The 26,873-nt window shown below is 70.4% G+C and carries 19 protein-coding genes and 3 pseudogenes; 13 read left to right on the top strand and 9 right to left on the bottom strand.

What is annotated here, in order from left to right; all coding sequences use genetic code 11:
- Nucleotides 1-258, bottom strand: a pseudogene (locus tag AC07CM_RS47450) (hypothetical protein); the annotation flags it as partial.
- Between the two features lie 181 nt (nt 259-439).
- Nucleotides 440-1,514 (bottom strand): annotated as a pseudogene (locus AC07CM_RS47445) (IS701 family transposase).
- A 151-nt stretch (nt 1,515-1,665) separates the two neighbouring features.
- Here AC07CM_RS47445 and AC07CM_RS47440 point away from each other — a divergent pair.
- Complete coding sequence (locus tag AC07CM_RS47440) at nt 1,666-2,406, top strand: type 1 glutamine amidotransferase domain-containing protein (protein ID WP_478882800.1); 741 nt, start codon at nt 1,666-1,668, stop codon at nt 2,404-2,406.
- A gap of 962 nt (nt 2,407-3,368) precedes the next feature.
- Here the strand turns inward: AC07CM_RS47440 and AC07CM_RS47435 are convergent.
- A complete protein-coding gene (locus tag AC07CM_RS47435; RefSeq protein WP_478882799.1) occupies nt 3,369-4,193 on the bottom strand; it encodes an alpha/beta hydrolase in 825 nt (274 codons plus the stop codon).
- 475 nt (nt 4,194-4,668) lie between these two features.
- On the opposite strand from AC07CM_RS47435, the gene AC07CM_RS47430 reads away from it, so the two are divergent.
- From AC07CM_RS47430 to AC07CM_RS47390, 9 genes are all read left to right on the top strand, one after another.
- Complete coding sequence (locus AC07CM_RS47430) at nt 4,669-5,691, top strand: Lrp/AsnC family transcriptional regulator (protein ID WP_478882798.1); 1,023 nt, start codon at nt 4,669-4,671, stop codon at nt 5,689-5,691.
- Nucleotides 5,692-6,256: 565 nt separating this feature from the next.
- Nucleotides 6,257-6,925 carry an RICIN domain-containing protein gene (locus tag AC07CM_RS47425; protein ID WP_478882797.1) on the top strand — a complete coding sequence of 223 codons (669 nt, stop codon included), beginning with the start codon at nt 6,257-6,259 and terminating at the stop codon, nt 6,923-6,925.
- 837 nt (nt 6,926-7,762) lie between these two features.
- On the top strand, nt 7,763-7,912 hold the full coding sequence (locus tag AC07CM_RS47420; protein ID WP_478882796.1) for a hypothetical protein: 150 nt from the start codon (nt 7,763-7,765) through the stop codon (nt 7,910-7,912).
- A gap of 331 nt (nt 7,913-8,243) precedes the next feature.
- Nucleotides 8,244-8,423, top strand: coding sequence for a hypothetical protein (locus tag AC07CM_RS47415; protein WP_478882795.1), 180 nt, complete (start codon nt 8,244-8,246; stop codon nt 8,421-8,423).
- Nucleotides 8,424-8,732: 309 nt separating this feature from the next.
- Nucleotides 8,733-8,996, top strand: a complete 264-nt coding sequence (locus AC07CM_RS47410) for a DDE-type integrase/transposase/recombinase (RefSeq protein ID WP_478882794.1) — start codon at nt 8,733-8,735, stop codon at nt 8,994-8,996.
- A 525-nt stretch (nt 8,997-9,521) separates the two neighbouring features.
- On the top strand, nt 9,522-10,346 hold the full coding sequence (locus tag AC07CM_RS47405) for a hypothetical protein (RefSeq protein ID WP_478882793.1): 825 nt from the start codon (nt 9,522-9,524) through the stop codon (nt 10,344-10,346).
- Between the two features lie 10 nt (nt 10,347-10,356).
- Nucleotides 10,357-12,474 (top strand): CHAT domain-containing protein, encoded by a 2,118-nt coding sequence (locus AC07CM_RS47400; RefSeq protein ID WP_478882792.1) that lies wholly within the window; start codon nt 10,357-10,359, stop codon nt 12,472-12,474.
- Complete coding sequence (locus AC07CM_RS47395; protein WP_478882791.1) at nt 12,471-17,489, top strand: hypothetical protein; 5,019 nt, start codon at nt 12,471-12,473, stop codon at nt 17,487-17,489. Before AC07CM_RS47400 ends, AC07CM_RS47395 begins: the two co-directional genes overlap by 4 nt.
- A complete protein-coding gene (locus AC07CM_RS47390) occupies nt 17,486-18,796 on the top strand; it encodes a hypothetical protein (RefSeq protein ID WP_478882790.1) in 1,311 nt (436 codons plus the stop codon). Before AC07CM_RS47395 ends, AC07CM_RS47390 begins: the two co-directional genes overlap by 4 nt.
- Here AC07CM_RS47390 and AC07CM_RS47385 read toward each other — a convergent pair.
- From AC07CM_RS47385 to AC07CM_RS47360, 6 genes are all read right to left on the bottom strand, one after another.
- Entirely contained in the window at nt 18,790-20,526 is a 1,737-nt protein-coding gene (locus AC07CM_RS47385) for an AAA family ATPase (protein ID WP_478882789.1), read from the bottom strand. The two genes, AC07CM_RS47390 and AC07CM_RS47385, sit on opposite strands and share 7 nt — an antisense overlap.
- Nucleotides 20,523-21,080, bottom strand: coding sequence for a hypothetical protein (locus AC07CM_RS47380; protein ID WP_478882788.1), 558 nt, complete (start codon nt 21,078-21,080; stop codon nt 20,523-20,525). Before AC07CM_RS47380 ends, AC07CM_RS47385 begins: the two co-directional genes overlap by 4 nt.
- Before the next feature lie 37 nt (nt 21,081-21,117).
- A complete protein-coding gene (locus tag AC07CM_RS47375; protein WP_478882787.1) occupies nt 21,118-22,551 on the bottom strand; it encodes an effector-associated domain EAD1-containing protein in 1,434 nt (477 codons plus the stop codon).
- The gene (locus AC07CM_RS47370; protein WP_478882786.1) at nt 22,548-23,555 is read right to left on the bottom strand and encodes a HesA/MoeB/ThiF family protein; all 1,008 of its coding nucleotides are present in this window, start codon (nt 23,553-23,555) and stop codon (nt 22,548-22,550) included. Before AC07CM_RS47370 ends, AC07CM_RS47375 begins: the two co-directional genes overlap by 4 nt.
- Nucleotide 23,556: 1 nt before the next feature.
- Nucleotides 23,557-24,225, bottom strand: a complete 669-nt coding sequence (locus AC07CM_RS47365) for a hypothetical protein (protein ID WP_478882785.1) — start codon at nt 24,223-24,225, stop codon at nt 23,557-23,559.
- A gap of 331 nt (nt 24,226-24,556) precedes the next feature.
- Complete coding sequence (locus AC07CM_RS47360; RefSeq protein WP_478882784.1) at nt 24,557-24,796, bottom strand: hypothetical protein; 240 nt, start codon at nt 24,794-24,796, stop codon at nt 24,557-24,559.
- Nucleotides 24,797-24,991: 195 nt separating this feature from the next.
- Here AC07CM_RS47360 and AC07CM_RS47355 point away from each other — a divergent pair.
- The 3 genes and pseudogenes from AC07CM_RS47355 to AC07CM_RS47345 all read left to right on the top strand — a co-directional run.
- A pseudogene (locus AC07CM_RS47355) lies at nt 24,992-25,381 on the top strand (helix-turn-helix domain-containing protein); the annotation flags it as partial.
- Between the two features lie 297 nt (nt 25,382-25,678).
- Complete coding sequence (locus AC07CM_RS47350) at nt 25,679-25,849, top strand: hypothetical protein (protein WP_478882783.1); 171 nt, start codon at nt 25,679-25,681, stop codon at nt 25,847-25,849.
- A gap of 305 nt (nt 25,850-26,154) precedes the next feature.
- Nucleotides 26,155-26,787 (top strand): ISL3 family transposase, encoded by a 633-nt coding sequence (locus tag AC07CM_RS47345; protein ID WP_478882782.1) that lies wholly within the window; start codon nt 26,155-26,157, stop codon nt 26,785-26,787.
- The last annotated feature ends 86 nt before the right edge of the window (nt 26,788-26,873 follow it).

The raw sequence follows: 26,873 nt of genomic DNA, 5'->3' as shown, positions 1-26,873 counted from the left end.
GGTGGTCTTGGTGGTCGTGGTGCCGCGCCGGTTCTTGGTGGTGGTCTCGGTCGTCGTGGTGGTCTTGGTGGTGGAACGGCCGTGGCCGTGCGAACCGTGGAACGCTGCCGCCGCGGCGGGCGCGGCGTGCTCGGGCGGGGAGGCGGCGAAGGCGCTGGCCGGAATCATGGCGCCGCCTACCGCCAGGCCGGTCGTGGCCACCAGCAGTGCCAGACGCCGCGTGCGGGAAGTGCCGGGGACGGAGACGGTGGCAGACATGAGAGGTACTCCTTCGCCTAGTACTGCAACGGTCTTTGCCGTGACTGATGGCCAGTTCAGGGGCTGTGTCCGCGCCGTTTGTAGTGGCTGGTGCGGGCTTGGTGTTGTCGTCGTCGGCGCCAGGTCGACCAGTGCAGGATGTGCTCGACGGGTGTGGGTCGGCGGTCGGTGAGGCGGGTGATCAGCCGTCGTATTTCGGCGAGGCTGAGGTGGGTGAGCTGGGAGGATCCGTTTCTGCTTTCCCGGTCTCAAGTTCCCGGGCTCTCAGGACGGTCAGGCAGGCATGGGCGGCCATGGCCAGGGTCATGTGGCGGTGCCATCCGGGGTAGCGGCGGACCTGGTAGTCGTCCAGGCCGCATTCCTGTTTCGCGCTCTGGAAGCATTCCTCGATGGCCCATCGGCTGCCCGCGATGCGGATCAGGTCGTCAAGCGTGGTCTCGGCGGGGCAGTAGGCGATGTAGTAGGAGATCTCCTGCGGGCGGGCGACGCTGCGGCGGGCGATCACCCAATGGCGGCGGTCGTGTCGGTGCCAGGGCCGCACCTCGACGCGTGCCCAGTCGTAGATCCGCAGGCCGTGAGCGCCGTTGCCGCAGGAACGGCGCTTCCATTTCTGCCGGGCGAGACCGTTGAACAGGTCGTGGACGGGATGGTCGATCGCCCAGCGGGTGACCACGGTGTCGTGCCGGGTGGTGGCCATGACGTGGAAGACGTCCGCCCGCTCCAGCGCCGAGCGCCAGCCCTTGGAGAAACCGTAGGCGGCATCCGCGGTCACCCAGCGGAACGGGATCTTGTCCGTGATGGCGCGGCGGACCATCGCCTTGGCCATGGCCACCTTGGTCTCGAAGGCGACCTCGTCGTCGATGCCGGCCCGGCGGCACCTTTCGCGGTCGTCGGTCCAGGAGGTGGGCAGATAAAGGCGCCGATCGATCAGTGTCCGCCCGCGGTCGGTGGCATAGGCGAGGAAGACGCCGACCTGGCAGTTCTCCGTCCGCCCGGCGGTGCCGGAGTACTGTCGCTGGACCCCGGCCGACCGCATGCCCTTCTTCGAGAAGCCCGTGTCGCCCACGACCAGGACAGCGTCCCGGCTTCCTCCGCCAGCGTCCAGCCATTCTTCCGCTGCAGCGGAGCGATCAGTCCCCGCATATAAGCCATGCGGATTCCCGCGGCTCCGACCTGCTGAAACGGTGCACGAACCGCTCATGCACAGCTTCCAGTTCACCCGCCCACAACCTGACTTCAGCAAGGTCCCCACCCATAACCACACCAACGACCGATCTGGCCATCAGTCACGGCAAGCACCGTTGCAGTACTAAGCGGCATAAGTGAAGTCCGATGCTGATCGTTGGGCACCTGTGCGTTGTCGCCTGAGTGCCTGGTCGACGGCTGCGCCGTGATAGGGATTCAGTCATGCGCATCCTCCTTCCGCTGCCGGACCGGGACTTCGATGTCACCGAGGTCGCCGTTCCCTGGCGGCTGCTGCGCGACGCCGGGCACCAGGTGGTGTTTGCGACCGAGCACGGCGGCCAGCCGCCGCAGGCCGACCCGCTGCTGTTCACCGGTGTGCTCTTCGGGCAGCTTGGCGCGGAGCCGGAGCCGAAGGAGTTCTACCGCGAACTCACTGGGGAGGCCGCCTTCCGGGCTCCGCTCGCCTGGGACGCCGTGGAACCGCAGGAGTACGACGGGCTGCTCCTGCCGGGCGGGCACGCACCCGGGATGCGGCAGTACCTCGGCTCCCGCACCCTGCAGGCGAAGGTTGCCCGTTTCTGGGCCACGGGTAGGCCGGTGGGCGCCATCTGCCACGGAGTCCTCGTGCTCGCCCGCAGCGTCGATCCGGCCACGGGCCGCAGCGTCCTCGCCGGCCGGCGCACTACCTGTCTGCCCAAGTACATGGAGCGCAGCGCCTATTTCTTCACCGCGTGGCGGCGCGGCCGCTACTACCGGACGTATCCGGCCTACGTCCAGGACGAGGTGGTTGCCGCGCTCGACGACCCCGCGGACTTCGAGCGTGGGCCGGTCGAGCTGCGGCGGCGTGGTACGGCCACCGACGACACCCCGGCCTTCGTCGTCGAGGATGGCCGGTACCTCTCCGCTCGCTGGCCCGGTGACGCCTACCTCTTTGCCCGGCGCTTCGCCGCCCTACTGGAGTAGTCCGCCTACGCTGGCCAAGCGCAGCCAAAATGGTGAGGTTCTTGCTGATTCCTGGATGCGTGCGCGTCGGCGGGTGAGTGCGTGGTCAACGGCCGTGCCGATGGCGTCAGATGGTGCTGCTGGAAACGGTGCACCGCCTCGCGCACCGTGACCTGGCGGCACTCCATGAGATCGGCGACCTGCGGCACCGTCATACGAGTGGCCCGTGGGGCGGGGCCGATGGATCGTCAGCATGGGCGCGGTTGTTCGATATTAGGGTTTCTGGGAGCATCGCGGGTGCCGGATGGTTGGATGCCGGTGCCCGGTGGAGCTGCCAGCACTCTTCGACGACAGCGGGAGCGAGACCATGCATGCCCTGGGCTTCGAACGCGTCCCGCCGCCTGAAGAGAGCTGAGGCCAGCGACCGAGCCTCCGGGACCGATCAACCAGTCCGGAGCCTGCTCACCTTCCACCACTGCCGTCTCGACGGACGGTCCACGGTCCGTGCCCACACAGGCGAAGGCGGCGACAGCCGCACCGACGTGTACCAGGACCGGCGCACCTAGGTCTGGAACAACGACCGCGACACCGCGACCCTGTACGACGACCTGGGCCGCTTCGTCGACGACGAGTCCTGGAGCCGTCCCCGACGTGACAGCGGCTACCGTTACGGCGGCGGAGACGACCGCCATGGCAGTCGCTGCCGCTGACGAGGCCGCGGGTGCCATCTAGCTGGTGACAGCGGCCCGGCCCCTCGGTATGCGTACAGGTGGTGCTCCCCTACTCTTCACTCCGAATGCCATCGCCAGCACCATGCGGGCGACGGCAAACGGGCCGCTTCATCCCGCTGACCTGCGAAGCCCTTGTGGGTTGCTTGAGCCGGATGCCGGGATGACTGGCACATCCGGTTCCGAGGGGACCGGGGGCGGCAACGTGACCTGGCTACCCAACTGCCGCCACTGGACTGTTCGCACGCAACTGAACTACTCAGTGTTGTTCAACACTCCTCTTGGAGCGGCATGTGAACGTGTCAGATGTTTTTCCAGGAAAGTGATTTCCGCCTCGACGGCGTCCTCGTGCGCTTCGAGGAACGGGGCGTAATGCCGGCCCGTCAGGTGGACCACCTCGGACTCCGGTGCTTTTTGGGCCGCCTGGACGGCGGGACCTGGAAGCGCGCTCTGGTCCTGGTCGCACACGACCACCAGCAGCGGGCACCGGATCCGGGAAGCATGGCGGCCGGGCCGGTACCCGCCGAGCCGCAGCACGATCCGGGCGGCGACCGTCTGCTCCCAGTCCGTGTAGCGGTGGCCGGGGTCCAGGGCCCGGTCGCCGTCCATGGCGTCGGGGGTGGTGAGCGAGGCGACCGTGCCGCGAGCTCCGGCGGTCGGAACCAGCAGCGGCGGCCGTCCGACGAGGCTGCCGAGTGCATCCGTGACGCCCCGGCCGAAGAGCCTCAGGAGCGCGAGGGGCGTCATGCAGCGCAGCGCGTGGGGAGCGACGGCGCGGCCGTCGACCAGTGGCGTCTGCGCGATCGCGGAGGCCAGTTGGGGATTGTCGGCCGCGACACGGAATATGTGGCCGCCTGCGAGCGAGAAGCCCCAGAGCGAGATCCCGTCCGGGTCGACGTCGGGCAGACCGGCCGCGCACTCGATCGCGGCCTGCCAGTCGGCGATCTGCTCACCGAAGCGGACGACTTGGCGTGGCGCGCCCCCGCTCTCGCCGAACCGTCGGTAGTCGAAGGCCAGGACGGCGAAACCGGCGTCGTTGAACCGTGTGGCGAACAGGTCCGAGGCCGGTTCCTTCGTCACCGAGGTGCCTCCGGCCATGATCACGCAGCCGCCGTTGGACCCCGGGTAGTGCCAGGCGGCGCACGAGGTGTCACCGCTGGCGAAGCTTAGTTTTTCGCGTTGTCTGGACGCGGGCACATGGACCTCCGTGGTCAGTCCGTCGTTTCTCGGGTTCGGGGCTCTGGGGTATTCGGGAAAGTCGGGCTGCGGCCGGGCGAGGCGTCGTCGCGTCGGGCCGCATGCCCCCTTCGCCGGGTCGCGGGTGGCAGCCGGGATGGTGCGGGCGGTCAGCGGGTCAGGCTGGGGAACCAGATGCGCGGATCGAGGATCATCGAGTGCTCCTTTGGCGGCTCGGGTCCGCTGACGTAGGTCGGGACCGGGGGGCGGATGACATCCATCCTTGGGGTGCGGTCCCCGGGGCAGGTTCCACAGCGCGACGGAATGGGCGAAACTTGCCTTCATGGCGCGCGTATCGGCGGATTCTGTACTGAGCCTCGTGGACCAGCGATTGGTGGCCGCGCTGCAGTGCGACGGCCGCCTCACCGCGGAGCGCACAGCCCAGGTGCTGGGTCTCAGCCCCGCCACCGTGCGCCGCCGGCTGCACGCGTTCGGCGCCGACGGCACCGTGCGCGTGGTGGTCTCGCCTGTCGCGCGACCGCGTAACGGGGGCGCGGCCGGGGCCCTGTTCCTGCGCATCCGGGTACTTCGCGGAAAGCTCGACGCAATCGTGGCCGCACTCGCGGAGCGCGAGGACATCCCGTTCATCGACATCACTACCTCGGGTGACGAGATTTTCGCGGTCGCTCGCACGGAGCCCGGCTCGCGCGACCCGCTGGTCTTCCGTCAGCTGCCCTCCACTCAGGCGGTCACGTCCCTGGAGAGCGCCACCATCTTGCACGTCTTCCGACTCACCTCCGAGTGGCGGCACCAGGTGCTGACCGCACCGGAACGCGCGGCCCTGACGCTGGCCGAGCCGGTCCCCGGGGCGGCGGCTTCCGATTCCCCGGGCCCGTACGGCGTCGACGCCGATGCTCTGGAACAGTCCCTCATCGGCGCCCTCACCCCCGACGCGCGGCTGACCGCCGCGGCCCTGGCCGCTCGCACCGGACACTCCGAGACCACGGTGCGTCGGCGCATCGCCCAGCTGACCGCTCAGGGCCGCCTGATCACCCAGGTACTCGTCGATCCCCGCCAGCTCGGGCTCCCCATCGAGGCCAAACTCCTGCTGCACGTGGCCCCCGACCACCTGGCCGCGGCCGGGCAAGCGCTGGCCGATCATCCTGCCGTGCATGGCGCGTTCGCCACGTCGGGACCCTCGAACCTGCACGCGGCCGCGTACTTCCCAGACCTGACCGCCCTCTACGACTTCCTCTCCCGTGACCTGGTAGGGCTGGGCATCAGCCACGTCGAGACAGCCATCGTCAGCCGCGCCATCAAACGCACTCCCTCACCTGACCCTGCCCGGCCCGCCGCGGTCGCCCAGCGCCGCCGGGCACGTGCGGGGCAGGGCGAAAGCTGAGACCGCCTACCCCGTCAACCGGCGGCACCGCCACGCCAGCGGCTGCCGCCGGCCCGCATCTCGCACTTGCCCGCACCGATCGACTTCCCCCTCGAAGCAGGCTTAGCCTCCGCAGGCCGCCTGGGCTCTTCCACCTCGCGCCAGGTCGTCTGATTCCCGCGACCACTGGAACAGAACCACGTCACGCCCGCGGGAGCGGTGTGGCAACGACTCCTCGGTGATCCCGGTTTGAGACGGTCGGCCCAAGGCCGGCAGAGCGCCTCGGCTGAGAGGCAGGGCGGCCGCTTTGCAGGTGCCGGAGATCGGGCCTGCGCGGTGAAACTCGCCAGGCCACACGGCAGGCAGCGCCTTGTCGGCGCCAGTAACCTCGGGCCCTTCATCGTGGTCGTCGGGGGATAGGCGACGATCGCCGGGGCGAGTAGTGACATGGGTCATAGTTCGGGCTGTCGGGTCACACTCGGCGGGTTCAGCGCCTCATGGGTGTGTCAGGAATCCGTAGACCTCCGCCGGGCAAGTGAGTCCGGCCCGGCGTGAAGGCCATGTATCCGAAGGGTCTTCCGAGCTCATGCGCCGTATCTCTCTCTTCAGCGCCCATGCCCTTGCCGTGGCGGCCCTGGCGGCTGTCGTCGGTACCGCACCGGCCAGCGCCCGGGCCGTGTCTGCCGAGCCGGTGGTAGCTCCGGCCAGGTCTGCCTCAGTGCCTTTCGGCTTTGCGGACAGGCCCGCGAGGTCGGTCCCCAAGAGCCCGGTTTCGGATGTCACGCCGCATTTCGTCACCGACGCCCTTGTGTTCGAGAATCTGAACAACTCTCGGGTGAACTGGGTGCCGTGCTTAGATGCTGATTCCAGCGGTATCGGCAGTAACGGGGACCTGGTTCACATCTGGGGCTGTAATTCAACTAGCTATCAGCACTGGAAGTTCCGGGCGGTCCCGGGAATGACTTACTGGTACACCGTCTACAACGTGGCGGGTAACAAGTGTCTGGACGCCGACTCTGCCGGCGGCGGCCGGAACGGGAACCGAGTACAGCTCTGGTCGTGCAACGGCACGGCCTACCAGCAGTGGTACGTGTGGAGCCCTGATGGCGGTGACACGATCTACCTTCAGAACGGACACGGGCTCCGCTACTTGGACGCCGCCACCGAGATGGCCGGACAGAACAACGGGCGTGTGCAACTCTGGGACTGGAACGGTGGCCGCGCCGACGAACAGTGGAGGACGCCCGCGCCGTAAAGCCACTCGCCAGGGGCGGGTACTGACACTGCGTTTCCAGCCCCCGCCCCCACGGGGGAACCTCATCCCCCTTGAGGGTGTGCCAGCGTCGTTCGAAGCGCCGAAGAAAGGCGCTGCGCGGCTCGTGGGGGGCGAGGCCAGGACGTTAGGGGGCCTTGTCGGACATGAGGACCTGGTGGGTGTTGGGCGGCGTGCAGGGGCCTTTTCGCCCAGTGCTTGCGGTGGCCACGGTATGGATCCCAGGAACCGGAGGCGAGCTGGCAGCCGTCCGGCTTGTCCTGGACGTCCCGGGCGAGAACCGGCTGGCGGGTGGTGCAGCCGCCGGGCTGGGTGGACCAGATGGCGAACTTGTCCCGGGCGTAGCCGTCCATCGAACGGCACGACCACGGCCAGGGCCGCCAGCTCCTGGCGGGCGGTTGCCGTCGAGGGCGGCGGGGGAGGCTCGGCGAGTGCCGGGGCGGTGCTGATGACGGTCAGCAGGAGGGCGGTGGCGGACAGGCCGAAGAAAGCCTGTTCGCGCCGCGCCGTGAACAGCCTATGCGCGCGGGTGCCTCGCTTTGCCCGCCCGGCTAGGTTCCCTGCGAGCGGGGCGGGCACTCGACCAGCAGCGCGGGCCTGAGCGTCAGGCGGGCTCCCGGGGCCGCACCGTCGGTGAGAGGGGCGGGCCGGTTGCGGATGGCTGGGCACGGCGCCCCGCCTGGAGCACCGAGGATCGCGGGATCCCGCGCCGGGACGTGCGCCGAGGGTCCGGGTTGCCTCACGGGAATCGGTGCGGGGGTGTGAGAGGCCTCAAGCGCTGCAGGCCTGGGGAGCCGCTACCATCGACAGAATTTGATCATGGATCTGGCTCGAATGGGGGACCCAGTGATGGTGAAGCGCAGTGGCAAGCGGGCGGGTGCGATAGCGGCCGTGGCGGCCTTCGCGGTGATCGGACTTTCGGGTGTCGCGCAGGCCAACCCGGACGCCCCGAACGTGGCCTACGGCTAGCGCAACTACCCGTCTGCTGTCGCGTGTGTGCAGCAGTTCTACAACCACTACGTCGCCGGACCTGCGCTCATCGCGACGGACGGCAAGTTCGGGCCCGTCAGGACGTTGGCGATGGGGTCTGCTGCACGATCGGGTGACATCTTGACCTGCCCCACCTCTCAGGTTCCAGTTCTGCTGGCTAACTGACGGCCTTCACGAAAGGCTGCCGGACATGCCCCGCGCCTACCCCGCTGAGTTCCGCGCCCGCGCCATCGCGTTGGTGCGGGCAGGAAATGAACAGAAGCAGACCGCCGTTGACCTCGGCATCCATCCGATGACGTTGTGGAAGTAGATGCGCCGGGCGGATGTCGACGACGGGGCCAAGCCCGGGGTGACCAGCCAGGAGAGCGCGGAACTGCGGGAAGCACGTCGGCGGATCAAGCTGCTGGAGCAGGAGAACGAGGTCCTGCGCCGGGCCGCGGCCTATCTGTCGCAGGCGCATCTGCCGGGAAAAGGATCTACCCGCTCGTGAAAGAGCTGGCCGTGGACGGGGTGCCCGTCACGGTGACGTGCCGGGTGCTCAAGCTCGCCAGACAACCCTACTATCGCTGGCTGGGCAAGCCGGTTGCCGACGCCGTGCTGGAGCAGGCATATCGCGCGAACGCGCTGTTCGACGCCCACCGCGACGACCCGGAGTTCGGCTACCGGTTCCTGGCCGATGAAGCCCGTGGTGCCGGGGCCGGCATGGCCGAACGCACCGCGTGGCGGATCTGCCGGGACAACCGCTGGTGGAGTATCTTCGGGAAGAAGCGTGGCCGGGGCAAGAAGGCCGGCCCGCCGGATGCACGACGACCTCGTGAGCCGCAACTTCACCGCGTCCGGCCCGAACCGGCTGTGGCTCGCCGACATCACCGAACACGCCACCGGCCAGGGCAAGCTGTACCTCTGCGCGATCAAAGATGTCTTCAGCAACAGGATCGTGGGCTACTCCATTGATGCGCGGATGAAGTCCCGCCTCGCCGTAGCCGCCCTGGACAACGCCGTGGCCCGGCGTGAACACGTCGACGGGTGCATCCTGCACAGCGATCGCGGATCACAGATCTGATTCACATGCTCGAAGCAACACTTCCGGGTGCCTGACGAAGAGTCCCCGGCGTCCTACTCAATGTCGGGTTCCGGTGGCACCAAGACTCCGCGACGTCAGCCGGACGGCCGTAGCCCGATTTTCTCCCCTTTGGGGAGTCGCCGCCAGGAGATCGGGCTACTCAATGTCCATATTGCTTCTCTTGGTCAACCGCTGGACCGGCCGTGAGGAAGCACCGGCAACGCGGACTGTACGGGATCAGGCACATATGGTGACAGCCTATAGCTCACGGCCTGGTGCCCCGCCGCGTTGGGAGAAATCAGGATGGACGTGAGGTTCCGACTGTGAGCCGCCGCGAAACGGCCTGGCCGCCCGTTGAATCCGCCGCCTCTTGCTCCGGTCAGGCAGCGGGCGGTTGCGAACGAGTCGTGGAGCGCAACTCCGGTGGGACCGATCGCGTCTGTCGAATCGTCATGCACCACCGCCGACCGCACTGCTAGCCTGCTGCGAGGCGGGGCGGCGCCGCCCGGGGGAGGAGAGCGCGCTATGGTCGAGCCCTGTGACGCGTACCGCCGAGCGATGCGCGACGTCTGGGCGGACTGGTGGCTGACCTGGCCCCTGTCCCAGCAGATCGCGCCGGGAGACGTCCTCGACGTACGCGACGGGTCCGTACGGACCGCGGGGACGCTGACCGGGCGGCGGATCACCTTCAGCTTGGCTCAGCCGGGTCCGCCGGGCGAGTTCGTCTACGACTCCGGCGGCGCAGCCGAAGTGCGTTTGAAGTCGGCGGGCGTGGCCGACCCGGCGTTCGCCACGATCGGGACCGTCGACGCCGGTGTCCTGGTCCGGTTCACCCGTGCCGCGGGCGTGCTGATCGTCTACCGCGATGTCACGGAGACCGGCCTCACCGACGTGCGTCGGCTGGCCGAGACCATGGTGCGGCGGTTCTGGCAGGACAGGTGGGAGGAGTCCCTGCACGCGGTGACCCGGACGATCAACGCCGGGTCCGGGACCGTTCTCGTGGGCGTCGACAGCGGCGCGAGCGCCGAACTGCGGCTCGCTGGCGGGGCGGGACCACAGGCGCTGCAGATTCTCGACGTCGCGGTGGGCGCCTCGCTCACCCGCAGCCAGAACCTGAGCTTCCGCTGGATCGCCCAGGCCGCGGCCCCGCTGCACCAGGTCGTCAGGCTGCGCAGCAGCTGGCTGCGGCGCGTCCAGGCCGAGTACGGGCCGAGACAGCCCGGCCGGGGAGCCGCGAGCGCCCCCGTCCCACCGCTGCTGGTCGAGGAAGCCCTGGACGACACGGGTGCGGTGCTCGAGACGGTTCCGCGTCGGGAGCAGCTCGGGCGGCCGTCCGGCGACGACGTGTGACCGCCGAGCTGTGGAAGTGCAAGGAGGCACGGCGGCGGATGTACTGCTCCAGGTCCGCCATGAGGCCGCTGAGACCGCACCGGGCGTCGAGCGGCTGGTCGTACGCCTGACGGACGTCGTCCACCGCACCGAGGCCTGCACACCGCTCGATCCCGAGCTGACGCGCGCCGCAGACAGCCCCGCGTCCTGTGTGCCTCTGGCCGACGCCGTGTCCCCCGCGGCGACCGCCGTGCAGCGGCAGGCCGTGGGACGGCGCCTGTACGACGGACTCGTCACCGGCGACGTCCTACGGCTGTGGGAGGAGTTGCTGGCCAGGAGCACCGCGGAGCGGCCGCTGCGCGTGGGCCTCGACATCGGTCCGCTGAGACTGCGCGCGCTGCCCTGGGAGCTGCTGCACGACGGCTCGGGTTGGGTCTGCCGCGACCGAAGACAGCGGTGGCGGCGCGTCAGGGGCGCACCGGCCGCCGTCGATTCTGCGCCCGGGCAGGAAGAACTCGGACCACTCAGGGTCCTCCTCGTCGTCTGCAACCCGCAGGACCACAGCCTGCTCGCCGACGACGAACTCGCCGAGTGGAGCGCCGCGCTGGTGCAGCTGGGCGGCCAGGTCCACCATCATGTGCTGGACGGCCCGAACCCGGCGTCGCTGACCGACGCGCTGGTGCGGCTGAAGCCGCATGTGCTACACCTCATCGGCCATGGCGCGCTGCCGGGCGTGGATCTGGGTTCCGCCGTGGCCTTCAACCGTGCGGTGGGCGCCGCCGATCCGGTCGATCCGGACGCCGAGTACTGGGAACTGACCACCGATCACGTGCAGGGGCTCATGAACGCCTGGCGGCCGTGGCTGGTCGTGATCAACGCCTGTCGGCAGGGCATGGACAGCACGGTCCCGCAGAACGGTCTGACCGAGGCGTTCCTGGACCGGGGCGTCCAGGCGGTGATCGCCCTCCAGGGCGACGTGGCACCGGTCGAAGCCACCCGGTTCTCCGCTGGTTTCTACCGCGCCCTGGCCCAGCGACGCCCCCTCGACGACGCCGTGGCCGCCGCCCGGGACCAGCTGGCCGCCGCCCACCATGCCACGGCCGCCTGGGCGCTGCCGGTGCTGACCGCGGTACGTACAGGCAGACTGACTCTGCCGGTACGCTTCCCGCTGCCCGAAGCCACGGCGCTGCAGCTCACCGACCATCCCGACTTTAGCTGTCTGCGGCTGTTCCTGGGGCGGCACGACGAGCGCCGGGAAGGATGGTGGGCGATGGCCGAGGACGGCACGGAGCGGCCGCTGAGCAGGCTGCTCGTCATCACCGGTCACTCCCAGTCCGGCGGGCCGCAGACCGGCAAGACCTGGCTCGCGCGCTGGTGGCTGATGACCTGCCTGCTGCGCGGAGAGGCCACCACGTACGTGGACCTTCGCGAGAAACTGACCCATGAGGGCACAGAAGAGGACGGTCGGCGGACCGTTCGCAGCGTGACCCACAAGGACTGGCTCGACGCACTCCGTACCATCCGCAACGCCTGCTGCGACGAACGGCAGTCCTGCTGTCTGCCGGGCGCCGCCTTCACCGACTTCCACGACACACTCCGCCGGGAACTGCCCGATCCACACGCGGACGTCGGCCCATCGACGGGCGAGGACATCGGTCTGCGGTTCAACGACGACGCGCCCCGTGCGGAGGACCGCAAGAACGCCGTGTTCCGGTCCTTCGCCGACGCACTGGGGCAACCCGCCGAAGAGCGGGGGCACCTCGTCGTCCTGGACCATCCGGAGTACATCCTCCCCGAATCCTTCCGGCAGGAGCTGTATCCCCGCCTCCTCGCGCCCAGGGTGCTCAACGGCCTCGCCGGCCGGCTCCGCTTCGTGCTGGTGGCCGACCCGGCCTGGGTACGCGAGCACATCCCGCCCCAGGACGCCGCCCTGGTCAACCTCGTCACCCTGGGTGACTTCGAGACACGGCACTTCATGCGGCTGGCGCGGGACTACTGCGCCCGCGCCGAGATCCCCTTCGACACGGCCCTGCCGGTCTTCGAGGGGTACGACAAGTTCCTCAAGGACACGAGCCACTTCCCCGTGAACCTTTTCAGCCAGGTCCACGCGACCATGGGCGTGGCCGTACGCAGGGGACTGCGGCCGTGACCGATCACGCCGCGGACGCCGCGCACAGGCTTCGGGAACTCGGCCGGCGCATCGCCGCCGGGGAGAGCCTCGATGCCATCCACCGTGCCCAACTGCCCGCAGACTGGCGGCCGCTGCTCCGGCTCGCCGCCCTGGCCGGCCCCTTCGACGAAACCGTGTACGAGGTGGTCCTGCGGCCCCGTGCGGGTGACCACGCCCCGACGCCGGACGACCTCGAAGCCGGTGGTCTGCTCGAACGACTCCCGGGCAGCGGGCGGTTCCTGCTGCGCGACGCGCACCGGACGGCGTACTTCTCCGACTGGCTGGCGACCCGTCCCGGCGGCGGCCCACTGGCGGAACTGGCCTCGGTGGAGCGAGAACTCGCCGCGCACTGGCGCCGGCGCGCCGAGCCGGCCGAGGAACTGCGGCATCTGCTGATCACCGACCCGCCGGGCGCCGCCGCCCTGTTCACCGACTTGTTCACCCAGGCCGACTCCGCCCGGGACTTCGCCCGCTGCCGGGATCTGCTCGCCGTCCTGGAGGACCCCGACAGGCACCCGATGCTGACCGCCGAACTCACCCGGCTGCGGCGCGACCGCAGCGCCTATCTGCGGGCCCGGGACTACTGGAGCGCGGACTACGCACGCTGTGCCCGGTTCATGGAACGCCCCGACATCCGCCACAAGGCGCTGCGGTTCCTGGCCGGAGACGGCCCGCGCGTATGGCAGCTCTACGGGGAAGGGGGCATCGGCAAGACGATCCAACTGCGCTGGCTGGTCTCACGCGTGTGCGTCCCGATCCCCCAGGACACTCCGTGCGCACGCATCGACTTCGACGTGATCGACCCCGGCAACGCGATGCGGTGGCCCGAACTGCTGCTGCTGGAGATCGTCGAGCAGCTCCGACTGCGCCTGCCCGAAGGCCGCTTCTCCCCGCTCCACGAACTTGCCCGGCACCGGGTGCTGTTGCATCGCAGCCCGGTGGCGGCCAGCGCGCTGCCCGACGACGAGACGGTACGGCAGGAGATCGTCCACTGGTTCGTCTCACGCCTGAACACCCTCGATCGCGCGGTCCTGGTCATCGTGGACACCCTGGAGGAGCCGCTGCTCGGCGACCGCGAGGGCACCGAGGGGATCCTGCGTCTGCTGGCCCGTGTCGTACGCGACTGTCCGCCACTCAGGCTGGTCCTGGCCGGCCGCTACGACCTGCGGAAACGTGTTTCAGGCGAGGTACTGCTTGAGTTCTCCGACGCCCGCCGGCGCTCACCGCGGGCGTTTGGCCCCCACCATGTGAAGACCTACCTCGACGTCGTGAGCGAGGTGCTGCGCATTCCGCTCCTCGGTGAGCGTCTCGCACGGCACGAGCCGGAGGTCCGCAAGAAGGCCCACCTTCCGAAGGTGGAGACCGGCCGGCCGGCGGCGGACCGGCCCCTCATATTACCGCTCGGATCCCCCACCACGAATGATGTGCTGTGGGTTCCCCTCAAACAACTGAGCACCGGCACCTCTTGGACCGTGCCCGATCACGACGCCCTCGATGAAGTGGTGGCCCTGCTGGACTCCGTCACGGACCCGCGCCACCGCCGGTATCTGCTCGAGGAGGCCGCCCGGCGGGTCAGGGACGAACTGCGCCGCCCGTCGCGGTTCACCGACGAACAGATCGACGTCTACGTCCAGACCCTGCACGCCCTGATCGAGCAGCCGGACCGCCGCCTCCAGCTCACCTCCGCAGCCCACGCCCGGGGCGGCCGGTCCCTGCGTCGCAAGGTCGAGCGCCATACCGAACGGCAGCTCGCCATGTATCTGGAGACGCTGCAACGGTTGCCGCACACCGCCCCGTTCGACCCGGACGCACCCGAGGACGCCCCGCCGGAAGGCATCGACCACCAGGAGCTGGAGCGCTTCACCCAAGAACAGGGCGAGGCCTACCTCCAGCAGGTGCGGAACATCGCAGACCCCGAGCTGCGCCGCACCGCCATCGACAAGTCCCACGGCCTCCCGCTGAACCTTGCGCTGTTCGCCGACGCCATCGAACAGGATCCCGCTCTGACCCCGGACGACATCCGGGCCGACAGCGGTCCGCTGCTGCGGTACCTCATCGAGCGGGTCATCCGGCGCATCGAGGACCCCATGGTGCGCTGGATTGTCCGCTACGGCGCCGTACCCCGCCGGCTGCGCTTCGAGGACCTGCAGCTCATGCGGGACCACCTGGTACGAGGGATGACGGAGGCGGACCCCGGTGACGACCCGCGCCGCGACCCCCACCATCTCCTCGGCAGCGACGACGTTTTCCCCTTCCGGGACGCCGGCCTGCCCGAGGACTGGCACGTGCGGCTCTGGCACCGGCTGCGCGCCTACGCGGCCCGCAACTCGTGGGTGTACGAACAGCCCGGCGAGAGAGGGGTCCTGCACTTCCACCCGGACGTCCTGACGCCCATGCGGGATCTGGTGCGCGGTCAACCGGTCTTCCGGGACCTGCACGAGACGTTCATCCGCCGCTACGACGACCTGGCCGCGCGTGACCCCGGGCAATGGACCGTCCATGCACGCGAGGCCTTCTACCACCGGTTCCAGGTGGCCGACCCCTCGGCACCGGCGCGATGGCGCGCCGGCCTGCGCAGAGCCCTCGCCGACGGCGACCTCGACGGCCTGAAGCAACTCGCCGGCGAGATCCTCGGCCCGGACTACACCGCACTCACCGAGTTGCGCCTCGAGGCCCACCAGCAGATCGCCCACGCCTCCTTCCGGCTGACCATGCGGGAAGCCGACCCTGACCGGCGCTGGCGGCAACGCGCCGACATCCGACGCCATCTCAACCTCGCCGCCGAGACGGCGGGTACCGACCGGCACGCACTGCGGGGGGCCCGCATGCTGGCCCTGCGGATCGTGGCGCACGGGCCCCATGAATTCGCCCCCTACCAGGCGACATCGCTCACCGACGATCTGGCCGCCCTTGGCACTGCCAGCTCGGCACGGGACCGGCTGGACCTGCTGTGGGCCGCCACCGAGCACCTCGACGAACGGGACGACACGGCCTCCGACGCCTTCCGCGAGGTCTGCCGGCTCGCCGAGGACCTGCGTGAGTGGGAGATCGCGGCCCTGGCCGCGCGTGCCTGGGCCCGCTGGGCCGAGCGTGCCCAACTCGACGACGAGGCACTGGCCGCAAGCGCCCGGGCGGTGGCGGCCGCCGGCCGCGGAGGCCCGGCCGCCCGCCGTGTGCTGCTGGACCACGCGGCGCTGCTGCTGCGCCGGCACCGGCCGTCGGCCGCACTGGCCACCCTGGACGAAGTGGAAGAGGCCGAGGCCGCGGACCAGGCGCGAACCGCGCGCCTGCGTGCTCGCGCCGAGCTGGCCCGCGGCAACTCCGCCTCGGCACTCGCCCTCTTGATCGACGGGCAGCGAATCGACGGGCAGCGGGCGGAACGGGCGCCGGAGGAGAAGGCCGCGCACGCCGAGGTGCTCGGTGACGTCCTGGCCGCACTCGGTGAGCACGCGAGGGCGGCCGACGCGTACAAAGGGGCGTCCGCGATCTGGCACGACCTCGACGCCCAGGAGCCCTACGCCCGCCTGGCATGCCTGCGGGCGGTCGCCGTACTGCGGGACACCGGTGACCCGGCCCGCGCCGAGCGCCTGCTGCCGGCCCGCACCCCGCACTCCACCGGGCATCATGGCGAAACATGGCTGCGCGAGGGCTTGTTCCGGTTGGAACTCAGCTGGCGATCGCCGTCCGGCCCGTCCGTCCCCGAGGGCTTCCGACCGCTGCCCGACGATCCCGCCGATCCCCCGCTGACCCGCGTCCTCAGCGCGCTGTACGCCCTCGCCTGCAGCAATCGGGTCGAGCCCTCCTCCGCCCCGGTCCGCCGCCTCGCCCAAGTGCTGGTGCGGCTCACACCGGCCGAGCGCGCGCTGACGCTGATCGCGCAGTACAGCAGCCACCCGGCCCTGCGCACGCACCGGTGGTGGCCGGCGATCCGCGACTTGTGCGAGCCGAGGTCCACGGCGACCGATCCCGACGCGTCCATGCACCGGGCGTCGTTCGCCGCCGTCGACCGCTCCCTGCGCCGACCCGAGAGCCCACCATCCGCCGCCGGCTCACCCGAGACCGGCACGACACCCGTACGTATCTTCGCCGACCTGCCCGGAGAGCGTTCGATGCGCGTCGACGGCGCGGCCTCCTGGCAGCGCGCCGCCACCGACCGCTGGCTCGCCGAGGGCACGGTCACCGCCCTGAGCAAGCCCGTCCAGGCCGGATTGCACGGCGAGGGACCCGAGTTCCACCGGTCGCCCGCGCTCCGGATCGAAGCGGAGTCACCGCTCGTCCAGGCCCTGCCATGGGAGCAGGTGTGGCCTTTCGGCATCGCCGACCGGCCTGTACTGGTGTACCGCAGCATGCCCGGTCCCGCCCGGCGCAAGGACGTACGGCGGCTCCAGCTCGGCCTGAACGCCTGTCTCGGCCTCTCCCTCGTGCCCGACGGACTGCTCGGCCCGCTCACCCGCGCCGCCCTGCGGCTGGTCGCTCCGTACTGTCCGGCGGAAGGCCCCCTGGCCGACACGGCCCTGCGCGCGGCCCTGGACGAGGCCACCCCGACGCCCGCCCATCCCGTCGACGTGCTGCTGGTCCGCGGCACACCGCTGTTCGACAACGGTAGCCGGCAACCCGTCCTCGACATCCCTGGCGAGGGCCACATCAGCGTCGACGACGTCATCGACCGGGTCGACGCCCACCCTCCGGGACAGGAGCCGGGCGTCGTGCTGGACAACGCCCGCAACCCGGCCCATCGGGATGACCGGCAGACCGTGCTGGCCCGCAATCTCTTTGCGGCGACCGTCTTCGCCCGCTCGCAGGCCAGGATGGTCGTCGCGGTCGGCCCGCCGGGCACCTCGGCGGATGCCGAGTCGCTGAGCGACGCCCTCACCTCGTCGCCCGGCGACCCCTGGCGCGCCGTCCTGCGGGCGTGGGCGCAGCGGCACCCTTCCCTCGCGGTGTTCGCCGCACCCTCCGCGCTTCCCTGCCAGCTCTCAAGGACCTTCACGTGACCGACGAGGCGGACGAGGGGCGGCGCACGGCACGCCGTCACCACATGATCGCAGCTCTGCGCGCGGAGCTGGGCCGCTGGCAGGACCTGGGCGAGGAGGGCCAGGTCCTGGAGAAGCACCGCAGCCAGCTCTCGGCCGTTCGCGGGCTGATCGAGCCCGGACTGGACCGGGCCGACCGGCTGCTGGCCGAAGGACGCGGAGCCGACGTCCCCCCGCTGGTGCTCGATCTCTTCCACGTCTGGGACTTCTTCCGCGGCCGGTTCATGCTGCGGCGGGCCGAGGAGCACGAGGCGTTCCTCGGCGTCGCCGACGAGCTGGCCTGGGAGTGCTACCGCCCGCTGCGGGACGCGGCCGCCGCCCAGCAGGCGGACCTCGTGCCGAAGGAGCCCCCGCTGGTCGGGTTCAGCAGGCACGCCGTCCCGCACGCGCACCGCCGAGGCAGCGCGTACCGGGAACTGCTGCCCCGCGGGGGCGTGCACACGGGCGTCGGGAAGGAGGCGGTGTCACGACTGCCTTTCCCGGTCATCGAGATGCCCTGGCACTGCCGCGGTCATCTGCCGTCGGCGCTGACGGTGGTACACGAGGTCGGCCATCATGTGGAGGACGACTTCTCCCTCACCGACGACCTGCACGCCAAGGTCGCGGCGGCGGGCCTCGACTCCTCCCGGTGCGGCCGGTGGACGGACTGGATCGGCGAGGCGTTCGCCGACGTGTGCGCCTCGGTCGTCGGCGGCCCCGCATACGCGCTGGTCCTCGCAGACCTGCTGGACCAACTCGGCAACGGACCGCAGGACAGCCCCACCCATCCTCCCGCGGCCACCCGACTGGCCCTGTGCCGCAGTGCCGCGGCAGCAGCCGGGCATCCTCCGGACGGCTGGCTCCCGGCGGACGGAGCCCGCCTCCCCGCCGACCCGGAGGCGCACGTGATCGCGGACGCGCTGGCGTCCACGCGCTACGACCGGTTCGGTGGCGCCCGGCTGGTCGATCTGCTGCCCGTGGCACCCACGGCCGCAGCGGGCCGACGCCTGCTCGCGGGCCTGTCCAGTGGGCAGCGGTCCGTCACGGGCGTGGTGACGGCCGCCGCGCTGGCCTTCCATGCCGATCCCACGGCCTACGACGCCCTGGAACTGGACGCACGGGTGCTCACGGAGGCCGTGCGCCTGCGACCGGCGGGCGCGAGAGGCCCCGTACCGGGCCTGCTCCCAGATGCGCGGAACCGGGAGCTGTGCGAGGCAGCCCGCTGTCTGCTGGCCGCCCTCACCACCGCTGTGCCCGAAGCCGAAGCGGACACGGCTGCCTGTCAGTAGGTCAGTCGCCGCTCCTGCGCTGCCCGTTGGGCCCGGCCCACCAGGCTGCCCAGCTGCCTCGGGGTCGGTGGCTCCGGTGGATCCTGCAGGTAGGCGGCCACGAACGCCTCGCGCAGTACGGCGTGGATCTGGTCGCCGCTCAGCCCGCTGGTCGCCGACGCGATGAGTTCGTCCACATCGTCCACGACGATGGCGTAGCGCCGCCCGTAGAGCCTGATCATGGCGAGCCGGCTCTGATAGTCCGGCAGGTCCACGGCGATGGAGTGGAACCGCCCGGGACGCAGGAGTGCCTCGTCGACAATGTCGAGGCGATTGGTCACCCCGATGACCAGGACCGGCGCGGACTGGTTGCCGTTGGAGTCCTCGATCTCCGCCAGAATGCAGCCGGTCAGCGACGGCTGTGGTCCGTCCGTCGTCGCCGAGGACCGGGATACCCGGTGGGCGATGGCGTCGAGTTCGTTGAGCACGACGACCGACGGCGCGTTGCGCCGGGCCTGTCGGAACAGTTCCCGGAGGTTGCCCTCGCTCTCCTCCGCCGTGCGGCCGAGCAGTTCGGGGCCGCCCGTCTGTGAGACGGTGGCGCCGAGTGCGCCGGCGACGGCTGTCGCCAGGGTGCCTTTGCCCGTGCCCGGAGGTCCGTGCAGGATCAGGCCGCGCGGCACCAGCTTCGAACGCAGATGCGCGAGTTCGGCGGGCAGCCGGCTCTCGCCCATCAGGAGGTGCACCGTGTGCCGCATCCACTCCTTGACGTCGTCGTAGCCGGCGACGTCGTGGAAGCTGACGTCGGGCACGGTGAACAGCGGGGCGGTGCGCGCCTTGAACGACCTTAGGGCGACATACAGTTCATGGATCGCGGCTCCGGTCCGGGTGCGCTGCACCGCGAAGCGCATCGCCGCGCGCACCTCCAGCGGATTGAGCCCCATGACTTGCGCAGACAGCTCTTCGGGGTCGTATCCCGAGAAGTGGGCGCTCTCGTCCGCGGTCACCAGCGCTCGCCCGATCGGAACCGGCTCCGTCGCCGGGGCAAGGCGTACCTGGGCCGGGCAGCCAGCGAGCGTGATCATCCTGCTGAACCGCTCCGCGACCTGCGTCGGCAGTACGCGCCCTGACGGCGCGAAGGCCAGCAGCGGGCGCTCCGTCGCGGCATGCAGCACCGCGACGGCGTCGGCCTGGTCCGGCCCTCCGGCCGAGGAGACCAGCAGCGCCAGGTCGAGAATGACGGGGAGGTACTCCGCGGAGGGAGCGGCCAGGGCGTGCAGCAGTGGCCGGGTCGGCTCGTGCCCCGGGTCCGCGCTCGGCCCGACGTCCACGGCACGCAGACCCGCTCGCTCGGTCATGGGCCGCCACAGATGGGGTACGACGGCCTCGTCGGCCCGCACCAGGACGGACAGGCCGACCCGCAGCAGCGCCGCGACCTCGTCGATGTGGTGGCCGTAGGCGAGGTGGACGGCCCTGTCGTCGCTGAGCGTGCGCGGGAACCGGGACCGGTCTCCGCCGGGCGCCGGAGAAGCCATGGGCGGCAGATAGACCGGCGTGTCTTCCGGCACGTCCGCGCGCGCGACGACCTGAACCTCCACATCACGCCAGGCGAGGTCCGCCGTGCCCGGCGCCAAAGGGCGCAGGAGCAGGCATCCCGAGTTCGCCAGCACGTCGCGCACAGAGGATTCCGGATCCGGTGGAACCGGGGCGTCGCCGGTCGCCGACACCAGGCGCACTCGTGGGTTGCTCATGCGGTCCCCCGGTGGCACAAGCCCAGGTCGTCGGCGACCCAGTGGGCGCAGGGATGCAGTCCGGTGGCGGTGCGGGCGAAGAAGCCCAGGGACCGACGGCCGTCATCGACGTTTATGACCGCGGCCACTTGCCACGGCGCGCGGAAGGTCGCCGTGTGCATGGCCTTGTCGATGCTCGACAGCGTCGGCACCGGGCCGACGCCGAGGTGCGAGTGGTACCAGCCGAGCAGCCGCCGGTCCAGCTCCCGGCCGGCGAGCCTCGCGTTGAGCGCCGCGAAGGTGTCCACCGTGAAGGTGAGGCGGGTCGCGGTGGCAACGGTGTGCCGCGCCGCGACGATCTCGTGGACCTCCGCCACATACCGCTGGGGGACACCGTGCCGGTCGGCGAGCTGCGCGGGCCGCCCGATGAGGAAGCCGCCCTCCTCCAGGCGTGCGGACAGGGGCAGGGTACGCAACTCCTCCGCGGCCCGGGGCCGTAGCAGCACCGTGACCGCGTCCACGGCCTCCGGGAGGCCGAGCAGCGCCGGGTGCACGCGGGGCAGCGGGTCCGGCACGGGACGGAGGGTCGGTCCTGGGGCGCGCCGCGCCGGCTCACCGTTCATGTCCGCCGCCCTCCAGGTCCGTGCGGGGCTTCAGCACGATGTGGGTGGAGGCAGGGCTCGGAGCCGACAGCACCCTGCCGCCCAGTGCCGCGATCCGCTCCCGGCCCTCCGCGGAGAACGCCCACGCGGCGGCCCGGCGGTTCACGTAGTCCCCCGCGTCGAGCAGGTCGGACAGCTGCTGCGCAGGATCGGCAGAGGGCGGCAAACTCGTGGGCAGGACCCCATAGTTCCGGTAGGAGGCCATGTCGATCAGCATCTTGCACAGCTCGGCCAGCGACGTGTCCGGCCGGTAGCCCCCCGCCAGCACACCGAGACAGACCTGCCCCTTGCCCTCGCCGTCGGCCACCACGTTGGGGTGGAACACCGGGGTGAGCCAGAGCACCAGGGGCGCCTGAACAGGGAACTCGGACGGCAGAGCGATGAGCACTTCATGCCGGTGCACCACCTTGGGCACCGGCGGCCAGGTCCCGGTGTCGTCCGGCGGTGCGAAGCCCGGCACCCGCAGTTCCGCGGTGATCCGCAGCGGAAGTCGGTCATCGTCCATGTCGAGGATCCGGAACTCCTCGCAGGTGGCGGCGAATTCGAGGATGTCGGAGCCCGCCCGTCGCAGCGCGCCGATCCGCAGGGCGGCGTCCACGCCTGCGGTCGACTCGGCGGAGACCTCCAGGACCCCGCCGTCCCGGACCTGCTGTTCGTGCAGAGTCACGTCCGGGTTGAGGCGGCGGATCTCGCCGTTCTCGTCGCGGTAGTCGACCACGGCGCGCCGCTGGCCGCCCGGGGCGCGCTCGTCCACACCGTAATGCGCCCACACGGCGGGGACGATGTCCCGTGGCAGGGTCGTGTTCGGCACCGTCGCCAGCTCGAACAGCTGCCGGTCCGGTCCCAGCAGCTCCAGCCGATCCAACAGCACCGGCCGGAAGGGGTACTCCTCGAAGAGGACCTCGCAGTCGGGCGCGCTCTCCCGCGCGGCTGTACGGAGCCGGGCCAGTGCGTCCTCGTTCATTCCGGAGACCCGGATGGCCGTTTGCATCTCGCTGCTGTACAGCAGTGCCGCCGAGGGGTCCGCCACCTCCCGCACCAGTTCCAGCAGGCCGACCGTGTCACCGCCCCCGAGGAAGGCCACCGTCGGACAGACCTCCTCGGCCGAGGCCTCATCCGCCAGGGTTTCGTCAATGCCGGCCAGGGTGTGATTGCCCGGCCACACCCGGCGGGCGTGACGCACCAGCGACGACAGTCCGTCGGGCATGGCTCCCAGTTCCAGGTTCCGTACGATCTGGTGCCAGAAGCCGATCGCGGGCTCGGATCCCCCCGGCACGAGGTGGGGCGGGTAGCCCACGTCGACGAGCAGCTCCTGCGCCATGGCGCGGGTCGGGTACAGCTGGGCCAACAGCTCGACCAGCCGGGTGCGTTCGGACCCGTTCACCTGGTTTCCCCCTCGCTTACGGCTTCCGACAGCTCCACGTACCGGATCGGGTCGTGTTCACCTGAGCCCAGCACGGGGAGTATCTCGCGCGGCGCCACGCCCAGATCGGCCAGTCTCGCCGTGGGCGCGGCATCGCCCAGCCATGTGGACTCTCCGCTCGTGCTCCCCAGTGGTGACCAGCTCATCGGCCTCTCCCCGGGGTCGAGCAGCGAGATCAGCTCGCCGACCGTGGCATGGTGGCCGAGGGGGACCCGCGACACGTCGCGCTCGGGCAGGGCGAGATGCAGCGGGCACTCCGGGTCCCGGCGCAATCCGACCCGCTCCGTGTCCCATGCGGCCGCCTCCACCCGCAGGACGCGAGTGGGCAGATCGGCACCGCACAGCAGACGTACGGCGGTGACGGCCAGCCACGACCCGATCAGCGAGGAGACCGGCGCCGACGCCCCGGCTTCGACGTTCACCGCCCGATCGCAGCCCCATGGGTCGTCACGCACGGACCGGCCCACCGGGCCGAGGGCGCAACCGAAGCACGGGCCGCCCGCGCGGTAGAGGCGGACCTCGCCGCCCCAGGGGCCGGTCCCGCCGTCCAACAGGGTGGCGCCCACGAGGTTGCAGCGGCCCGCCAGCTGCACGCGGGCGGCGATGGAGTCCAGGCAGCTGACGACGAGGGAACAGTCGCGCAGTTCGGCCAGCCCGACGCCACTGACCAGGGGCGCGGTTCGGGGCCGCACGAGGATCCCGGGCGAGAGGTCCGCCAGGGCGACCGCGGCCACCTTGGCCTTCGCCCGTCCCACGTCCCGGTCTCTGAACAGCGGCGACCGGCTGAGGTTGGACTCGGCGATCCGGTCCGGGTCGCATACGGTCAATGAGCCCACTCCGGCCTCGGCGAGCAGCCGGGCCACCTCGCTGCCGAGCGCGCCGACCCCGCAGATCACCACGTGCGCGCGCTGGATCTCCTGTTGGCTCCAGTCGGGGATGAGCCGATGCCGGTCATAGCGGCCCATGTCAGGTCTGCCGCCCTGGGCCGTAGGTGAGGGGGCAGACCTCCACCTTCAGGTCCGGCTGCCACTGCCGCATGCAGTCCAGCCCGTTCGCCGGATCGTGGTGCACCGTCATCAGACAGCGTCCGGCGACCGGCGAGCACGGGCAGACCACCACTGCCTCGCCCGTCCGCAGGGTTTGCGCACACACGAAGCAGCGCCGTCGGCCGGACTCGGGGACCCGCGGGTCATCGGAGGGAACCCGTGTCACCGGCGGCCCGTGTACCGGCGGCGCGGTCTCGTCGAGGCCCTGGAAGAACGCATCGACGGCGGGCGGCTCCAGGACCTCGTCCGGTGGGATGCGCCCGCTGCACGGCAATCGTCTGCTGTGGTGGAGCACGGCCACGAGCCTGCCTTGTTCGTCGTGCCGCAGGAAGACCTGATCGCCCAGCCGGAAGGTGTGCCCGCATTCCCGGCACGGAAGCCTGGTGTCAGTGCCGGGCGGCGCCCACAGGTCCAGCCACGCCGAGTCGAAGGTGGTCAGCGCCACCCGATCGGCGGGCTCCACGGCGGGATCGATGCCCTGGGCCATGCCGAGCTGGAACCGGGCCACGAGGTCCCGCGCCTGCTCCGCATCCGCTGCGGTTGCCTGCCGACCCAGCTCCATGGTGTCGGCCCCCACCGTCCGCTGCACCGTGCCGTCTCGTGACGAGTTTACGCTCGCGGCCCCGCCGCCCAGGGGCTTTTCACAGCGTTGGGGCGATGGGGCCGCCGAGAGCGGCCGGCAGGAGTTCGAACAGGCTCAGGAACGGTCGGCGCTACGGCAAGTGGCCAGAAGGGGATGGCTGTCCTCGATGGTGCCCTGCAGGACGGCAACGGCGCGATGTGACAGCGCCGCGGCCTCGTGTCGATCGCTTTGGGCTCATCGGCGTCAGACATTGAGCCTTTTTCAACTCGGTTGAACCTCACCCTGCCCAGGTCCCGTTCTGCCCAGCCTCGACCAGCCCTCTCGTCCGGGATCCCGTTCAGCGCACGGTCACACCCCGCATTGCGAAACGCAGCTCTTCGAACAGGTCACGCAGCTCGCTCGGCATGCGGGGAGCCACGTCCGCACCCACCTCCAGCAGGAGCCGGACGCTGCCTCGGAACTCCTTGTCGCCAGTAGGCTCGTCCAGTATCCTCGCCACCTCGATCAACGGACCGGCGATGGAGACCTGGACGTCGTCCGGGAGGCTGTCGAGGTAGACGTCGCCCTCGGTGAGCACGAGATCCACGATGCGGCGGGCGGCTTACCTGACGGACTGCGAACCGGTCTCGGACGGCACGGTCACCCCATATCAGTCGGTGTGCGAGTCTTCTTCCAACTTACCGAGAATGCTCGCCAGTTGGGCTGACAGCGCGGTGCAGATCCCGGTAGAGGGGTTTCGACCCAGAAAATCCGTCTTCACCAGTGGCTTCGTGTGCTTGTCTACCCATCGGGCGGCGACGTGTCCAGCTCTGCCCTGCGCTTCCTCGCAGAACGACTCCGGCAACGCCGCCGCGTGATCGGCACCCGTTTGCGACGCCTGAGCGCGGGCCGCCAGGCTCTTCTCACTCTTGCACACCTACGCAACGGGCCGACGTATGCCCAGCATGCCGCCGGGTTCGGCGTCGGCACGACCACCGCTTACCGCTACATCACCGAGGCGGTCGCCCTTCTCGCCGACCTCGCACCCACCCTCGAAGCGGCGGTGCGGGACGCCTCGACGAAGGCTTTCGTCCTGCTCGACGGAACCCTGTTGCCGATCGACCGCAAAGCTGCCGACCAGCTCTTCTACTCCGGGAAACACAAGAAGCGACCGGTGCGAGTGTTCTGGTTGCTTCAGTACACCCGAGCACGCTGCTGCCGCCAGGGCGGACTTCCCCCACTGCGGAAGGCAGCGGCAACCCCTAGACCGCGGGCGGAATCCATCAACGGCCCCCGCGTCCCGTCCAGCACCGTCTGGAGCAGACCGCCCGTTTCACCGCTGTGACAGCAGCCACCGCCGAGCGCGTCCCGACCCGGGCGACGCCCTCGGCCCGCTGACAACAACAGACCGCGGACTGCTTTCGGACAGTACTGGCTGGCAGGGGCGGTGTGGCGGGTGGTTCGGGGCATGATCGCAGGTATGTCCCGTGAGAGTGATGCCGGCTTCCTGGCGTGGGAGGTACAGCTGTACGAGCCGTTCAGCCGTGTGTGGATCTGCAAGGCGTACTGGCCGACCATCTCGCCCGCGGTACGGCAGGTCGTGGCGAAACGTTCATGGCCGTGGTCCGCACCGGCAGCAGCGGGCGTGTGACCGTCTCGGCGGACGAACTCTCCGCCTAGGGCTGGACGGCGGATCCTGCCGTCTGCCGGATGCTGCCCGCCTACCTCCGCGAAGCCCTCGCCTGACCCCGGTGGAGGGAGCCTGGCCGCAAGTCGGCCGCCAGGAGTCCGGCAGGGGCCGAGGGGATCCGCGCCGGGGGGATGATTCTGTGCTGGTTCCAGCAGCCTGCGGTTGATGTGCGGGGGTCGTCGGAGGGGCCCGATGTGCGCGGTTCGGGCCCCTCGTCTGCGCACGGCGTCCACGGGAGCCGGCGCTCGGTCCAGCGTCAGCTCGGGATGACCTACCGCACCGTCAAGCAGCTCGCCGACGCCACGACGCCGGAGGAGCTGTTTACCGGTCAGTGGCAGAACCGGCCCTCCGCCGTCGACGACTACAAGCCCTACCTGGACGACCGCTGGAACGAGGGCTGCACCAACGCCTGGAAGCTGTGGGAGGAGATCGTGCCACTCGGCTACAAGGGCAGCTACCAGCGCGTTCGCGCCTACCTGCACGACAAGCGCACCTCACCGCAACCGGTGACCGCCCGGCCGCCCTCGCCTCGGACCGTCGCCGGATGGATCCTCCGCCGTCCGGACACCCTCACCGAGACCGAACAACTCCAGCTCAAGGCCGTTCGGATGCACTGCTCCGAACCCGACGCCCTCACCGGGCACGTCCGCTCCTTCGCAACCATGCTCACCGAGCGCCAGGGCGAGCGCTTGCCCCACTGGCTCGACGCCGTCCGGCAGGACGACCTGCCCAGCCTCCACCCCCTCGCCGCCGGCATCGACCGCGACCGCGACGCCGTCATCGCCGGCTTGACCCTGCCCTGGAGCTCGGGCGTTGTCGAAGGCCATGTCAACCGGATCAAAATGCTCAAGCGCCAGATGTTCGGCCGCGCTGGCTTCTCGCTGCTGCGTATTCTCTGAACTAGCGATCTTGGTCTGTTGGGGTGTCCGGCCGTCGTGGAGCCGGGATTCCGAGGTCGATGGTTTGGGGTGACCGGCGGTCGATC

Source organism: Streptomyces sp. NPDC044061 (genome assembly GCF_056434305.1).
Note: the sequence above shows the minus strand (reverse complement) of the source record. Positions and strands in the feature narration are given on the sequence as shown.

What these genes read in the sequence shown, in the direction of transcription:
- AC07CM_RS47415 (WP_478882795.1), top strand. Translation starts at nt 8,244, where the DNA reads ATGCGCCGGGCGGATGTCGACGACGGGGCCAAGCCCGGGGTGACCAGC.
- AC07CM_RS47350 (WP_478882783.1), top strand. Translation starts at nt 25,679, where the DNA reads ATGTCCCGTGAGAGTGATGCCGGCTTCCTGGCGTGGGAGGTACAGCTG.
- AC07CM_RS47440 (WP_478882800.1), top strand. Translation starts at nt 1,666, where the DNA reads ATGCGCATCCTCCTTCCGCTGCCGGACCGGGACTTCGATGTCACCGAG.
- AC07CM_RS47425 (WP_478882797.1), top strand. Translation starts at nt 6,257, where the DNA reads ATGCGCCGTATCTCTCTCTTCAGCGCCCATGCCCTTGCCGTGGCGGCC.
- AC07CM_RS47405 (WP_478882793.1), top strand. Translation starts at nt 9,522, where the DNA reads ATGGTCGAGCCCTGTGACGCGTACCGCCGAGCGATGCGCGACGTCTGG.
- AC07CM_RS47385 (WP_478882789.1), bottom strand. Translation starts at nt 20,526, where the DNA reads ATGAGCAACCCACGAGTGCGCCTGGTGTCGGCGACCGGCGACGCCCCG.
- AC07CM_RS47420 (WP_478882796.1), top strand. Translation starts at nt 7,763, where the DNA reads ATGGATCTGGCTCGAATGGGGGACCCAGTGATGGTGAAGCGCAGTGGC.
- AC07CM_RS47370 (WP_478882786.1), bottom strand. Translation starts at nt 23,555, where the DNA reads ATGGGCCGCTATGACCGGCATCGGCTCATCCCCGACTGGAGCCAACAG.
- AC07CM_RS47345 (WP_478882782.1), top strand. Translation starts at nt 26,155, where the DNA reads ATGACCTACCGCACCGTCAAGCAGCTCGCCGACGCCACGACGCCGGAG.
- AC07CM_RS47410 (WP_478882794.1), top strand. Translation starts at nt 8,733, where the DNA reads ATGCACGACGACCTCGTGAGCCGCAACTTCACCGCGTCCGGCCCGAAC.